This window comes from Thiolapillus sp., assembly GCF_048562965.1.
In the GTDB taxonomy this organism is placed as follows: Bacteria; Pseudomonadota; Gammaproteobacteria; order Chromatiales; family Chromatiaceae; genus Thiolapillus; species Thiolapillus brandeum_A.
On sequence record NZ_JBHNMF010001582.1, the window covers coordinates 1 to 549 of the forward strand.

The 549-nt window shown below is 59.7% G+C and carries 1 protein-coding gene; it reads right to left on the reverse strand.

Annotated features, from left to right (window positions below; genetic code table 11):
- Positions 1 to 27: 27 nt before the first annotated feature.
- Positions 28 to 549: IS66 family transposase (locus ACOCD2_RS25620; RefSeq protein ID WP_419626407.1), on the reverse strand; the 522-nt coding region annotated here is incomplete at its 5' end.

A 549-nucleotide genomic window follows, 5' to 3' on the forward strand; every position in this document is an offset into this window, starting at 1 on the left:
GATAAACATACCGTAAGCGCCAGAGAATCAGCCCTCTTGCAGCTTACTGAGGGTGACGTTCCAAGGTAGCAGGGCCTCGATCTCTTCAACTGTACTGGCCCCACCAATGTGCTGCAGCACAGGGTGGATGTAGGCAAAGGGTTCCAGCCCGTTGGCCTTGGCCGTCTCGATCAGGCTGTAGACGGTGGCGCTGGCTTTTGCGCCACGCGGGGTATCGGCAAAGAGCCAGTTCCGCCGTCCCACCGCAAAGGGTCGGATGGCGTTTTCCGCCAGGGCGTTGCTGATGTGCAGTCGTCCATCGGCAAGATAGCCCGTCAGCAGTTCCCACTGGTTGAGCGTGTATTGCATGGCCTTATACGTCAGGCTGTCCTTGGGCACCCGGGTGCGGTTTTTCTCCAACCAGGCCTTGAGGTCATTGAGTACCGGCTGCGCCAGCTGCTGGCGCTGCCGGGTCTTTTCTTCCGGCGGCAGGGCTTCGATCCGTTTCTCGATGGCGTAGAGTTTGCGGATCTTGCCGATGGCCACATCAGCCTTGCTGACCTTCGTGCG